The organism is Paenibacillus sp. Y280 (genome assembly GCF_056786335.1).
On the sequence record NZ_JBXCIW010000017.1, the window covers coordinates 1 to 13379 of the forward strand.

The 13379-nt window shown below is 46.3% G+C and carries 13 protein-coding genes; 6 read left to right on the top strand and 7 right to left on the bottom strand.

Going from position 1 to position 13379, the window contains the following annotated elements; translation table 11 throughout:
- Positions 1–369: 369 nt before the first annotated feature.
- The 3 genes from AC1TPC_RS19555 (at position 370) to AC1TPC_RS19565 (ending at position 2075) form a co-directional block, all read left to right on the top strand.
- Positions 370–843 (top strand): heme-degrading domain-containing protein, encoded by a 474-nt coding sequence (locus AC1TPC_RS19555; RefSeq protein ID WP_482068478.1) that lies wholly within the window; start codon positions 370–372, stop codon positions 841–843.
- Between the two features lie 99 nt (positions 844–942).
- Positions 943–1290, top strand: coding sequence for an AraC family ligand binding domain-containing protein (locus AC1TPC_RS19560; RefSeq protein ID WP_482068479.1), 348 nt, complete (start codon positions 943–945; stop codon positions 1288–1290).
- A gap of 362 nt (positions 1291–1652) precedes the next feature.
- A complete protein-coding gene (locus tag AC1TPC_RS19565) occupies positions 1653–2075 on the top strand; it encodes a DUF6157 family protein (protein WP_482068480.1) in 423 nt (140 codons plus the stop codon).
- A 223-nt stretch (positions 2076–2298) separates the two neighbouring features.
- Here the strand turns inward: AC1TPC_RS19565 and AC1TPC_RS19570 are convergent, their stop codons facing one another.
- Entirely contained in the window at positions 2299–2457 is a 159-nt protein-coding gene (locus AC1TPC_RS19570; RefSeq protein WP_482068481.1) for a hypothetical protein, read from the bottom strand.
- A gap of 491 nt (positions 2458–2948) precedes the next feature.
- Between AC1TPC_RS19570 and AC1TPC_RS19575 the strand changes: the two genes are divergently transcribed.
- From AC1TPC_RS19575 to AC1TPC_RS19585, 3 genes are read left to right on the top strand one after another with little or no spacing between them, the layout of a single operon-like run.
- The gene (locus AC1TPC_RS19575) at positions 2949–3809 is read left to right on the top strand and encodes an amino acid ABC transporter substrate-binding protein (protein WP_482068482.1); all 861 of its coding nucleotides are present in this window, start codon (positions 2949–2951) and stop codon (positions 3807–3809) included.
- A gap of 52 nt (positions 3810–3861) precedes the next feature.
- Positions 3862–4530, top strand: a complete 669-nt coding sequence (locus tag AC1TPC_RS19580; protein ID WP_482068483.1) for an amino acid ABC transporter permease — start codon at positions 3862–3864, stop codon at positions 4528–4530.
- 14 nt (positions 4531–4544) lie between these two features.
- On the top strand, positions 4545–5297 hold the full coding sequence (locus tag AC1TPC_RS19585) for an amino acid ABC transporter ATP-binding protein (protein WP_482068484.1): 753 nt from the start codon (positions 4545–4547) through the stop codon (positions 5295–5297).
- A 59-nt stretch (positions 5298–5356) separates the two neighbouring features.
- Here the strand turns inward: AC1TPC_RS19585 and AC1TPC_RS19590 are convergent, their stop codons facing one another.
- From AC1TPC_RS19590 to pstA, 6 genes are all read right to left on the bottom strand, one after another.
- Entirely contained in the window at positions 5357–7399 is a 2043-nt protein-coding gene (locus AC1TPC_RS19590; protein ID WP_482068485.1) for a methyl-accepting chemotaxis protein, read from the bottom strand.
- Positions 7400–7660: 261 nt separating this feature from the next.
- Complete coding sequence (locus tag AC1TPC_RS19595; protein ID WP_482068486.1) at positions 7661–9703, bottom strand: methyl-accepting chemotaxis protein; 2043 nt, start codon at positions 9701–9703, stop codon at positions 7661–7663.
- A 257-nt stretch (positions 9704–9960) separates the two neighbouring features.
- Positions 9961–10842: a DMT family transporter gene (locus AC1TPC_RS19600; RefSeq protein ID WP_482068487.1), complete on the bottom strand. Its 882-nt coding sequence runs from the start codon at positions 10840–10842 to the stop codon at positions 9961–9963.
- A 127-nt stretch (positions 10843–10969) separates the two neighbouring features.
- Entirely contained in the window at positions 10970–11746 is a 777-nt protein-coding gene (locus AC1TPC_RS19605) for a 3'-5' exonuclease (RefSeq protein WP_482068488.1), read from the bottom strand.
- A gap of 93 nt (positions 11747–11839) precedes the next feature.
- Complete coding sequence (locus AC1TPC_RS19610) at positions 11840–12331, bottom strand: DUF1648 domain-containing protein (RefSeq protein WP_482068489.1); 492 nt, start codon at positions 12329–12331, stop codon at positions 11840–11842.
- Positions 12332–12481: 150 nt separating this feature from the next.
- Entirely contained in the window at positions 12482–13372 is an 891-nt protein-coding gene (gene pstA, locus AC1TPC_RS19615) for a phosphate ABC transporter permease PstA (protein ID WP_482068564.1), read from the bottom strand.
- Positions 13373–13379: the final 7 nt, after the last annotated feature.

Genomic DNA, 13379 nt, shown 5'->3' on the forward strand with positions numbered 1-13379 from the left:
TTCTAGCTGCATTTCACCGTCAAACAACTTATCACTAAATACTCATCCTATAAATGGATAGTTTTCCCTAATTGTGTAGCCGCCTGTGCTTATTATATTGGGCTTTCGTAATTCAGGTTAAATAGAACACTTTATAAAGCGCGGTTGAATACCATGCGAAACAGGCCGTAAATGTAGCGCAGCGGGTAAAGCTCGGACAGGCGCAAGCGTAAGCTTGATGGGGCTAAAAGGAATGAAGGGGCAGCGTGATGCTTGCCTCTTTTTTGGTGTGCAAGGCTTCTGTTGGCAAGCAAAAGAATAAGAGATAAGATAGGGCTAGAGTGATGCATTCATCTTTTACTATGGAAGTGCAAAGGGGAGCTAAGGCAAATGATGCTGAATATAAATCAACGCTTGCTGCTGATGGAACAGGAAGAGCAGGAGCTTCGCTTTGAGACATTTTCGAATGATACAGCATTGGCGTTAGGTTTGGAGATCGTAGAGGAGGCGCGGCGGAGCGGCAAGCGCATCACGGTTGATATTTCCCGGTCGGGCCAGCGATTATTTCTGCATGCCATGGAAGGAACAACGGCTGAGAACGAGGACTGGATTCGCCGCAAAAATAATGCAGTAAAACATTTTGGCACAAGCTCTTGGCATGTGGCCTGCAGGCTTCGCAATGAGGGAACGACGATGGAGGAGAAGCATGGGCTTCCGCTTGCTGATTACGTGGGAGCAGGAGGGGCATTCCCGCTTATCGTTGAGGGTGAGGGGCAGATCGGTACGATTACCGTTTCCGGCTTGCCTGATCAGGAAGATCATGATCTGCTTATTTCCGCACTGCGACGCTATTTATTGAAGTAGCTAATGACGCTTTAGTTTAAAAGCCAAGTAATGATTCCAACTAATATAAGCGGACATATGTGGGCTTGGAAGGCGGGAGTTGCAGTGGACGCTGCTAGCTTGAGAACATTTTGGAAGTCGTATTTGACCGGTTTGCAATTGCATGTGGCTGTTGTTGAGTATACGAAAGTACCGCTCTCGTGGAATGACGACAATTACACGCCTGACGTGAATAAGCTCTATTATATTCAAGAGGGCGAAGGGTACATAAAGGTTGGGGACCGCATCTATTATCCGAAGGCCGGCGATCTATGCTTGCTGCCAGCGGATGTGACCCAATCCTATGGCACGATCAATACGAATACTTTCGGCAAATATTGGTGCCATTTTACGGCGAAGCTGGGCAATTTCAATCTTTTTCAAGTGCTTGAGCTGCCAGTCATATTAACGGTAACCGATTGTTTTTAAGATCAGAAATCCTTCCGTAATAAACTTTCTCATTTGCTCATCCGTCAGTAACAGCGGTGATTGCTTCATGTGTTCGATATCCTCCTAAGAAGTTTTTATACACCGAATATAGGAGATGCCGCGCAATTGCTACATACACGAAACTAAGTGAAGCTTGCATAAAACTAACTTCCTGCCTTAAGTGCGCCGATAAAAACAAGACTATTTCATCAGCCTCTTGATTCATTTTATTTTGCCAGCATAGGGAGGAAAGTTAGGCCTGAAATGAAACGCTGGACAATTGGACATAAATGAGAGTGTATAGTCATGGAAGTTGAATATCGATATAATAGCCTTATTCAAGGTTTAGGAGGATACGGGTCATGGACTTGAACTACTATAATACCTTTATTACGGTGTCAACAGACTGTCCGGTGGAGATCGGCACAGTGCCGCCTGACAAGAAGAGCGGACGGACGAAGCCGAGCCTCGAATATGAGCTGGCAGCCAATCAGCCTTACAGATATACGCAGGAAGAGCTGTTATACGAAGTACATATTCGGCATAAGGGACTTGCAGAGGAGCTCGAAACAAGAGGGACGGAGATTTGGGATGAGTTTTTCTCGAAGCCGATGGCTTGTTTAAGGGCTTCTATGCTGCCGAAGAAATATGGCTGGGGCATCCATTTTAATGAAGCGGGCAAGCTGGCACTCGTGCCTAAGGAATCGGCTGAATACCATCAGTTTGCTGAAGGCGGACGCGACAATGTGACCGTGCTGAAAGGGATGCGGAGCAGCAAAAAATAAAGCGGGATTGTAAACGGCAGCAGAAACCTAACATGACGCTCCGGATGAAGGGCTACGTTGCAGATAGGCATCAGAATCGGCTTGTACACTCCAAAATGAAGCGGGAGCTTGGGTTTCATAGGTTAGGAACAAGTAAACGAGCAGCATGGGGATGTTCCCATTCCGTGCGAACACTTTTGGGACAGCCCCTTTATTAAATAGTTAAATCTAATTCGAGAGTGCTCTAACGACGCTTAATTATAAAAGAAATGATTATAAAAACTAATCCTAATGCCCCAATATATTTGTAGTATTCAGGAAGACCATTTTTGATTAATCCGCCTATTCCAAAGATTACCGCAAGTGGAATACCGACCAAGAGGAAGAATCTCCAAAGTTTCACAACAAACAGACCTCCTATGATAGGTTTTAAATCAGAAATATTAGAGTATGTAACTGAATGAAATAGATTACCTACCGACTCAAAATTATTGACCACCTGAGAGTGATACATAAGTACAAGTATACATCATTACCGCACTACAAATGAAGCCTCCCCACCCGCCAGTAATTAATCCCCAAAGTGCGCACATTACCACACTACTATTTTCCGAAAATTAATTTGCGCGCGCCAATACTCGAGTGAAATAGTCAAGCGGTGAAGCATGCTGCGCCATGGCAAGGATAACGCACGGTTCATCAATGCATAAAGAAGAACCATATAGGTAATTATGAGAGTGCCTTATTTATAAAAATTTGAGACAAAAAACTTAAATTATATAATTCCTATGAGAATTATCGGAAAAAAGATTGACACAACACCACCAGCGTTATAAAATCCATGTAGTCGACCATTCCATAAATTACAAAGAAAGAATAGTGAGGGGTAATAATATGAAGAGAATAAGCACACTAACATTATTGATAGCACTAACCGTATTGCTGCTAGCAGCTTGCGGCGCCAAGAAAGACAATAGCAATGGAGGCACACAGGAGCCAGAGGTAAGCCCTACTGCGGAGACTTCGAATTCGGCAGAGGCAGCACCGGGGCAAGCGGCTTGGGATGCGATTAAAGCGAGCGGCAAGCTCCGCATTGGTACAGAGGGCACATATGCGCCATTTACATTTCATGACGAGTCAGGCAAACTCACCGGCTTCGATGTTGAGATTGCAGAAGAGGTTACTAAGCGGCTTGGCTTAAAGGCTGAATTTATTGAGACTTCGTGGGATTCCATTATTGCAGGCCTTGATGCTAAGCGCTTTGATACTATTTTCAACCAAGTGGGCATTACGGATGAACGGAAAGAGAAGTATGATTTCTCGGATGATTATATCGTTTCCAAAGCAGTTTTGATTGTTTCTGAAAATAATACGGATATTAAAACGTTCGCAGACCTGAAAGGCAAGAAAGCGGGACAATCGTTAACGAGCAACCTCGCTGATATTGCACGCGAGAATGGGGCAGAGATTGTAACGACGGACGGTTTCAACCAAGCGATTGATCTGCTTGCATCGGGGCGTATCGATGCTACCGTAAATGACGGACTATCCTTCTTGGATTTAAAGAAACAAAAGCCTGACCTGCCGCTTAAAATCGTTGCTGAAGCACCGGATGCAGCCAAGAACGCCGCTCTTTTCAGAAAAGGAAACGAAGCGTTAATTGAAGCGGTAAACGGTGCGCTTGCTGAGATTAAGAGCGATGGCACTTACCTGAAAATCTCCGAGAAATATTTTGGAGCAGACGTCTCTAAATAATGAATGGTGCCTTGCTGACTAACAGCCCACAGGCGTAAAGGATGTTTATCATATGAATGATCGTCAAATAGAGATTCTTATAGATTCACTGCTGCCCCTGCTTAAAGCAGGGGTCCTTTTTACGATTCCGCTAGCATTAGTTTCATTTACTCTTGGTCTCATTTTAGCTGTTGCTACTGCTCTTGCAAGACTATCCACCATAAGAATACTGCGGCTTGTTGCACGCTTCTATGTATGGATCATTCGCGGAACACCGCTGCTTGTCCAATTGTTTATTATTTTCTACGGTCTTCCTTACGTTGGAATTATATTAGATCCGTTTATTGCAGCTGTCATCGGCTTCTCGCTCAGTGTAGGCGCCTACGGCTCCGAGATTGTGCGTGCGGCAATTCAGTCAATCCAGAAAGGCCAATGGGAAGCCGCATATTCACTAGGGATGACAAGGTGGCAGGCGCTTCGGCGGGTCATATTACCGCAGGCGGCTCGCGTGTCGATTCCGCCGCTTGGCAGCTCGTTCATAAGCCTGGTAAAGGATACATCTCTCGCAGCTACCATTACTTATGTGGAGATGTTCCGTGTTGCGCAAAACATTTCTGCAGCAAAGTATGAGCCTCTTATTATTTATAGCGCGGCAGGGGCCATCTATCTCTTGTTCTGCTCTGTACTGTCGTGGCTGCAGGATGTTACCGAGAAACGATTGGCACGGTATTCCGCAAGCTAAGGGAGAGGAAATAGATGATTGAAATACGCAATTTGCATAAATCCTTCGGCTCTTTGGAAGTTCTGAAGGGAATTGATTTGACGTTGGAGCGGGGCAAAGTGCTCGCAATAATAGGGCCCTCCGGTTCGGGCAAGACGACGCTGCTTCGATGCTTCAATTTTCTAGAAGTGCCTGATCGAGGCATATTAACGGTCGGTAAGCAGACGTTGAATTTTGAGGCGGGCAAGAAAGTTCGGGAGAAGGAAGTCGTAGCCCTGCGCAAGCAAACGGGTATGGTGTTCCAGTCGTTTAACCTTTTTCCACATAAGACAGCTATTGAGAATATTATGGAAGCGCAAGTGACAGTGCAGAAGAAGAGCAAGTCAGACTCTCGGCAACGCGCCGCAGAGCTGCTGGCTAAGGTCGGCTTAGCCGATAAGGCTGAATTTTACCCGCATCAATTGTCAGGGGGACAACAACAGCGGATTGCTATTGCCAGAGCAATGGCTGTTGATCCGGAGGTGCTGCTGTTCGATGAGCCGACATCAGCGCTTGATCCCGAATTGGTTGGCGAGGTGCTCAAGGTTATTAAGCAGCTAGCTGCGGACGGGATGACGATGGTCATCGTCACGCACGAGATGAAGTTCGCAGCGGATGTAGCGGATCGCGTCATTCTCATGGATGGCGGAGTTATTATTGAAGAAGGGCCGCCGGAGAATGTTTTGGAAAATCCACAGAGCGCACGCGCTATTCAATTTTTGAATCGATTGGCCAGCTATGAAATCTAATGGATAACAAACGAGAGAGGGGATGCTGCGCAGGCTTGCAGCATCCCCTTTTTAATCATTTATATCTTAAATCTCCCGATCAAAGCATGCAATTCTTGCGCCAGCATGCTGAGCGACTCCGCGGAGGAAGTGACTTCCTCCATTGATGCCAGCTGTTCTTCGGAAGCAGAAGCTACGTTTTGCGTGTTGTCAGCTGCTTCCCTTGCAATGAAGGCTAGCTGAACAACAGTAGCTGTTACTTGCTCGCTGGAAGCTGACATTTGCTCGGAAGCAGCTGATACCTCTTGTACTTGATCCGAAACCTGCTCCATTTGCGTCATAATATTTTGGAAGATTTCACCTGTTAGCTGAACGGCTTTGGTACCTTCATGTACTTCTTTATTTCCCTGATGAATCGAAGTTACTGCGCGTTGGGTCTCAGACTGGATCGACTTGATTAGCGTGGATACCTGTTCGGCTGCCCTGAGCGTCTGTTCAGCCAGCTTTCTGACTTCCCCGGCAACGACGGCAAACCCGCGTCCATGCTCGCCAGCCCGTGCCGCCTCGATCGCCGCATTAAGCGCCAGCAGATTCGTCTGCGTGCTGATGCTGCTGATGACATCGATAATTTTGCCGATTTCCTGCGACTGCTCGTCCAGCGTGTCCATAATACGGGCGGATTGATCGACGGAATCGCGAATGGACAGCATTTGTTGAACCGTCTTTTGGATGATTTCATTGCCTTCAAGCGTCTTGCTGGATACTTGAATCGAAGACTCGGACACCGCTGATGCCGACTCTGCAATTCTCTGAATGCCGATGGCCATTTCCTCCATCGCTCTTGCCGTCTCATCGGCGCTTTGCACCTGTGTCTCGGAGCCTTCGGCAACGACCTGCATCGATTCGGCAATCATCTCGGTAGCCTTGCTTGTCTGATCTGCACTCGCCATCAGCTGTTCAGAGGTGGAGGCGACATGAAGGGAGTGGCCTGATACTTCAAGAAGCATCGATTGGATTCGCCCAATCATCTGATTGAACTGGTTCGTCATTTGTCCGAATTCGTCTTTGCTTTGGAGAGATAGGGTTTGCGTGAAGTCTCCTTCTGCAAGTGTGAAGGACAACTTGTTCACCTTTTGGATATTCACCGAAATAAATCTACTATACAACCAAATCGTTGCGGTAATAATGCCGATGCCAATGAGGCTGACGATCAACAGTATCCTCATCATTTTGGATATCGGTTCCTTAAACTCCTGATCCGGGATGATGAGCAGCAAGGTCCATTCCAATTGCGGAATTTTCTTATAGTAGACATGATTCATTCCCTTGTCGTCGGAATAAGTCGCTTGCCCGTATGCGTTGCCGAGCAGAGTATCGGACAATGAAGCGAATGATGTATTGGGATCCTGACTGACGTTCATCTTCATAATTTTATCCGGCTCTGGACCTGCTATGTACTGATTTTGCTTATCGAGCAAAATGGCCCACCCGGTATTTCCAACCTTCGTCTGGTTTACAATGTCTTGGATCGTGCTCAAGTTGAAATCAGCAGTTACTATGGCTAGCAATTGCTTGTTCACGTCATAAGCGGGAACGGCTACCGTTGTCATTGTAACTCCGATGATTTCGTCATAATACGCACTTGAATATGCGGTGCTTGCGGCTGCGTTAATGCCTGTTTTGTACCATTCCTGATTCAGATAATCGAATTCCGGATTACTGTATTCCTGCGTATACACAAGCTTGCCCTGATCTTTGTATCCGTAAGTAGAAGCATATTTCTTCCCTTGCTCGAACTGGTTCGGCTCGAAGAAAATGCCCATGCCGGATGTGTCGTCGTTTGATTGAAGCACGCCTCCCAGCATTTGATTGTACTGATCAAGCGAGAAGTCGGAAGCGTAGGTTTCAAAGGTTCTAGTTAAAACCTCTGCCGTTTTGGTATGGGCAATAAACCGGTTATTGAGCCGATCGATCGTTCCGTTTAACTGCTCAGTCATCGTGCTCTCGATCTGCTCGAGAATCATCTTATTCGAATAGAAATAAGAGAGGGTCGACACAGCAATAAGCGTTAATAGAACCAACGGCAAAATGATGACTAACGTTTTTGTTCGAATGCTTTTCATAATAACCTCCATTTATTTGTATACCTGTATTGAAGGAAACCTTTTGGATTTCATTTACATAAAATAGTATTAGACAAAAATAGACAAAATCCTTCCATTTTCGATATATTTTCTCTTAATTATTTATTGGAGATTGTATTCTTTTAACGAAACAAACGTATTCAAAAAAAGAGAAAGGTCGGGCAAAAAAACGTAGACCATTACGTTTTTACCCGACCTGGATAGAATGAGCTTGTATTTGCAGTAATGTATTATTTTTTCTTATATCTTGAATTTTCCGATCAAACCATGCAATTCCTGCGCCAACATGCTGAGCGACTCTGCGGAGGAAGTGACTTCCTCCATCGAAGCCAGCTGTTCCTCGGAGGCGGAAGCTACGCTTTGCGTATTGTCAGCTGCTTCCCTTGCTATGAAGGCGAGCTGTACGACCGTTGCTGTAACTTGCTCGCTGCAAGCTGACATTTGCTCGGAAGCAGCCGATACCTCTTGCACTTGATCCGAAACCTGCTCCATTTGCGTCATGATGTCATGGAAGATCTCGCCTGTTAGCTCAACGGCTTTGGTGCCTTCATGCACTTCCTTATTCCCTTGATGGATGGAGGTTACTGCACGCTGTGTCTCAGACTGGATCGACTTGATTAGCGTGGATATCTGTTCGGCCGCTCTAAGCGTCTGTTCAGCCAGCTTCCTGACTTCGCCGGCTACAACGGCAAACCCGCGTCCATGCTCGCCAGCCCGTGCCGCCTCGATCGCCGCATTGAGCGCCAATAGATTCGTCTGCGTGCTGATGCTGCTGATCACATCGATAATTTTGCCGATTTCCTGCGATTGTTCATCAAGCGTGTCCATGATATGGGCCGATTGATCGACGGAATTACGAATGGACAGCATTTGTTGCACTGTCTTTTGTATGATTTCGTTGCCTTCAAACGTCTTGCTGGACACAATAACGGAGGATTCGGACACCGCTGATGCCGATTCAGCAATTCTCTGAATGCCGATGGCCATTTCCTCCATCGCTCTGGCCGTTTCATCGGAGCTTTGCACCTGAGCCTCGGAGCCGGCGGCAACGACCTGCATTGACTCGGTTATCATCTCGGTTGCCTTGCTTGTCTGATCGGCGCTCGCCATAAGCTGCTCGGAGGTGGAGGCAACATGCAGGGAGTGGCCCGAAACTTCATTCAACATGGATTTAATGTGTAAAATCATCTGATTAAACTGGGATGCCATTTGCCCAAATTCATCTTTACCTCGAATTTTCAATGATTGCGTGAAGTCCCCTCCGGCTAATGTTAAAGACAAATTGTTCACTTTCTTGAGATTATTTGCGATAAATTGACTGTACAGCAAAATCGTTACGGTAATAATCGCAATCCCAATCAGGCTCACGATTAATAGTATTTTCATCATCTTCAACAAAGGCTGCTTTAGCTCCTGATCTGGCATGATGAGCATCAAGGTCCATTCCAATTGGGGAATTTTCTTGTAGTAGACATGATTCAGTCCCTTGTCGTCAGAATAAGACGCTAGTCCGGAAGCGTTGCTGAGCAGAGCATCGGACAATGAAGCGAATGATGAGTTGGGGTCCTGGCTGACGTTCATCTTCATAATTTTATCCGGGTCCGGGCCTGCTATGTATTGATTTTGCCTATCCAACAAGATGGCCCAACCCGTATTTCCGACCTTCGTATTGTTTACGATATCTCGAATTGTGACAAGATCGATATCGGCAGTTACTACGCCTAGCAATTGCTTATTCGTATTATAGGCGGGAACGGCAGTCGTAGACATCGTCACATCGGTGCCAGGGTCATAATACGGATTCGTATATGCAACGCTTTCGGCTGCGTTAACGCCTGTTTTGTACCAATCCTGATTCAAATAATCGTATTTCGGATCGCTGTATTCCTGAGTGAATATGATCTTGTCTTGATCCTTGTATCCGTATGTAGATGCATATTTTTTTCCTTGCTCAAATTGGTTCGGTTCAAAGTAAATGCCCATGCCGAACGTATCGTCATTCGATTGAAGCGCGTTCCCGATCATTTGCTCATATTGCTCAAGCGGGAATTCGGAAGCATACCGCTCAAGGGTTCTAGCGAAAATTTCTGCTGTCTTGCTGTGGGCAATAAACCGGGTATCGAGTCGATTGATCGTTCCGTCAATCTGTTCAGTCATCGTTCTCTCGGTCTCTTTGAGGAACATGGTATTCGAATAGTAATAGGACATCACAGACACAGCAATGAGGGTTAACAGAACCAGTGGCAAGATTGTTATTAATGTCTTCGAACGAATGCTTTTCATGAAGCCCTCCATGGTTCTTGAAATTTTTTTTCTGTAAAAAATGTTCATGATTACATTTCTTATAACATAATTAGACATGATCAGACAAAATCCTTCACGAATTAGTTCTATGGTTCTAATTTAATTATTAGAAAATTCAGCGATAACATTAAATTTACAAAACTTATGCTAAGGGCAAGAAAGTCTCAACTATCTATTGAAAAAAGCCTCCAAAACCACTGTGTGTAAGTGGAGTTGAAGGCTTAGCTTTCTTATTATTATTCTTCCTTGCCATGACGGATGAAAAGCCACACGCCGAACAAAATTAACGCGCCGGCTGCTAGCTGATAGCCCGTTAACGCTTCTTTCAAAAGCGCCCACGCGAGGAGGGAAGCAATAACAGGCTCGCCGAGTACGGACATCGATACTGCGGCAGCGCTCATATGCTTGAGCAGCCAGTTGAACAGATAATGGCCAAATAGCGTCGGAACGATCGCCAGCAGCAGGAAAATGCCCCATTCCTTCGGGCTGTAGCCGGTAAAGGAGTTGCCTCGTACAATATTGTAGAAGGCGAGTGCCGTTGCCGCAAGCGCGAATACCCAAAAGTTATAGGCAAATGCGCTCATATCCTTCCGCAGCTGCTTGCCGATCAGCATATGAACGGCTACTGCAGCAGCGCCTAGCAAGGACAGGACATCGCCGAGCAGCGCTTCTCTCGAGAGGGAGAGATCGCCAGATCCGATGACGACGGAGCCGATGAGCGCGATGCCCATGCCCCACAGCATCATACGATTTGCCTTCGTGCGGAACAGCCAATAAGAGCCAAGCATGACCATAACCGGCTCCAGCGTCAAAATAACAGTAGAGCTAGCAACAGTCGTTAGCCGCAGCGACGCCATCCAAAGCAAAAAATGAAGCGCAAGCATTATGCCGGAGGCAGCTAACAGCCGCCACTGCCTTGCACGGAGATGGAATAATTCAGCCCGATATTTCCAGACGAGCGGGAGCATAATAAGGTTGGTTAAATACAGCCTATACATGGCGATAACGGCTACATCGGCATCAGACCAGCGAACGAAGATTGAAGAGAACGAAATGGCGATAATACCGACGATATAAAGCAGCTCATAGGCAGCAAATGATTTGGTACTGCGGTTCATTGTTGTAGATTCTCCCATACTTAAAAACCCCTAGCGTCCCATTCGCAGCAGCATGCTGCTGTTGTTGACGGGCAGGGGCTTATTTAATAATATTTGATCGTATTAACGCATGGGATAAGCTAATTAGCTATCCGGCTTGTCCCGCTGAAGGCTTTGCGGCCTTCTCCAGCTCAGCGTCAAAATATTGCTGCAGCTCCGCTACCTTTCTTACATCCTCGAAGGAGGCTTTTCCGGCAAGATAGCGTTCAGCGAAAACTTCCCATTGCGGCACGATTTTTTGCGCGGTCATCGATCGAATCGCATTTTTGACCATTCTGCGTTCCTTCGCATTCGTGTACATATCCTTGAACTGCTGCTTGAGCCTGAAATCCAGCTCGCCAAAAATTTTACGGAACACCTCGGCTGTCATTCGTGCATCATCTAATGCCCGGTGGGCAGAGCCTTCTGCCGTTATTTCGAGATCGACGAGAGCAGCCTCCACGCTGACATCGTTCGTCACGTTTTTATAGCGAATGTAGCCCTTAAGCAGGTCGAAATATTCGGCGGCCATCCAGAAGCTGTCATCAAGCTTATGCATCCTTGTGTCGAAGACAATTCGTTTTAAATCCTCGCCGCCCCATGTGAACAGCAGGAAGCTGTCGCTTTTTTTCAACCAAGCAGTGAAATCGCCGATTACTTTCGGGAAACGGCTTGCAATATCGATGTCTTCCTGCGGAATTCCGGTTTTCTTCTTAATAAAGCTGTTCAGCTTGGAAAAATAAATCGGTCTTATCAAAGCGGAAAATTCATCGGTTTGCTCAAGCGAGCTATTTAAACGAACCGCACCGATCTCAATAACTTCCATGGGCAATTCGCTTGCAAACTTACGTCCATTAAATTCAATATCGAGTATAATATAGTCCAAAATCTTAACCTCCGATAGATAGCCTGTGTTCTCCATTCTATCAGAAAAAGTTATCCAGATGGAAACTACAATATGGTAGAACGCTTTTGCACGTTATTTTCTTAATTTTATGACATAAAAAATGACTGTTCCTAGCAAAATAACGAATGCGATAGGAATGCGCCAAATGCCAATCCCAGAGGTGACACCTAGAGCATCCTGAATAACAGCCCACTGTACATAGGCGAATATCGCCACGACTTCAAGCTTGACCCAGCTTAGCAGATGGATCGAGTTCTTGTATTGATAAGGAGCATTTTGTTCCGTAATCGGAACGATGTAGTTGAACTGATGAGGCACCTTGCGCAATAGAGCAAGGCCAATAAAGATGAGAAGGGCAATGATCGGTAGGATGAACAAGATGGCCTTGCTTCCCCAGCCATCAGCTTCGCCGTTGCCATTGAAGTGTATCGCTATCGTTTGCGGAAGCTCGGACCATTTTAAGATTAAATAGACGAAGGAGAAGAGCAAAAAGAAAATGGACAGCCCGTCATGCCATTTTTCAAGATTCGTTTTTGGAATGATGAGCTTAGGTAATTTGGACAATATGGAGCACCGCCATTCATTTCGTAATGAGTTTACCTTATAATTATATCTTGAATTTGCATCTTTTGGTAACATTTATAACATTAAATTTCCATAAAAAAAGCCTTCAGCAACAGCCCATTAGGCAAATGCTGAAGGCATGGTTCTTAATTAAGAGCGCTTTGTGAGGCGGGAATTAAGCCAAAGCGGAATGCGGAACACTAAATTGATCAGCAGGACGACGAACACGAGCACCGCTGCTGCTTTTTGGGCAATTTCCTGCGCATCGCTGACGATGGCTTCCGATTGCACATACCAGAGGTGAACGGCGAGCGTGGCACCAGGCGAGAAGAGGCTGAAATCCCACATTTCGCCGGATGTCGTTACGCCTGCGGTCAGAATGATGACGGCACTCTCGCCAAAAGCACGGCCAGCAACAAGGCAAATGCCCGTTATGATGCCGTTAAGTGCAGCAGGGATAAGCGCGCGCGTTATCGTTTGCAGATGGGTGCCGCCGAGCGCGAACGATGCGCTCTTCAGCTCCTTCGGTACCGAACGGATCGATTCCTCGGTTACGCGAGTTAGAACTGGCAGATTAAGAAAGGCAAGGCTCACTGCGCCGCCCAGAATGGTCAAGCCGATCTCGAAATATTCAACGAACAAGGCGATACCGAACAAGCCGAATATGATGGAAGGTACCGAAGCGAGACCTTCTACGCAAATGCGCACGAAGCCGATCAGCTTGTTGTCAGGTGCGAATTCAGCCAAATAGATGCCTGCAGCCATTCCGAGTGGAATCGAAATAAGCAAGGAAATGAACAGGATGTAGAAGGAATTCAGAAGGGTTGGGCCTATGCCGCCGCCCTCATCAATTTCACTTGGCAAGCCAAAGAGAAAGTCCCAAGTGAGCTTCGGGAGTCCATCCTGCAAAATGAGATAAAGGAGCCCGAAAATAAACGCGATAATAAGTACGCCAAGCGACCAAACGATGCCTGTGAATAAGCGGTCTTTTATCCGATTAAGTCCTTTTTTGCCGCTGAAGGGATTCGTTAAAGGGTTCATGTCTATG

Coding starts and splice junctions, on each gene's coding strand:
- AC1TPC_RS19555 (WP_482068478.1), top strand. CDS start 370: ATGATGCTGAATATAAATCAACGCTTGCTGCTGATGGAACAGGAAGAG.
- AC1TPC_RS19565 (WP_482068480.1), top strand. CDS start 1,653: ATGGACTTGAACTACTATAATACCTTTATTACGGTGTCAACAGACTGT.
- AC1TPC_RS19575 (WP_482068482.1), top strand. CDS start 2,949: ATGAAGAGAATAAGCACACTAACATTATTGATAGCACTAACCGTATTG.
- AC1TPC_RS19580 (WP_482068483.1), top strand. CDS start 3,862: ATGAATGATCGTCAAATAGAGATTCTTATAGATTCACTGCTGCCCCTG.
- AC1TPC_RS19585 (WP_482068484.1), top strand. CDS start 4,545: ATGATTGAAATACGCAATTTGCATAAATCCTTCGGCTCTTTGGAAGTT.
- AC1TPC_RS19590 (WP_482068485.1), bottom strand. CDS start 7,399: ATGAAAAGCATTCGAACAAAAACGTTAGTCATCATTTTGCCGTTGGTT.
- AC1TPC_RS19595 (WP_482068486.1), bottom strand. CDS start 9,703: ATGAAAAGCATTCGTTCGAAGACATTAATAACAATCTTGCCACTGGTT.
- AC1TPC_RS19600 (WP_482068487.1), bottom strand. CDS start 10,842: ATGAACCGCAGTACCAAATCATTTGCTGCCTATGAGCTGCTTTATATC.
- pstA (WP_482068564.1), bottom strand. CDS start 13,372: ATGAACCCTTTAACGAATCCCTTCAGCGGCAAAAAAGGACTTAATCGG.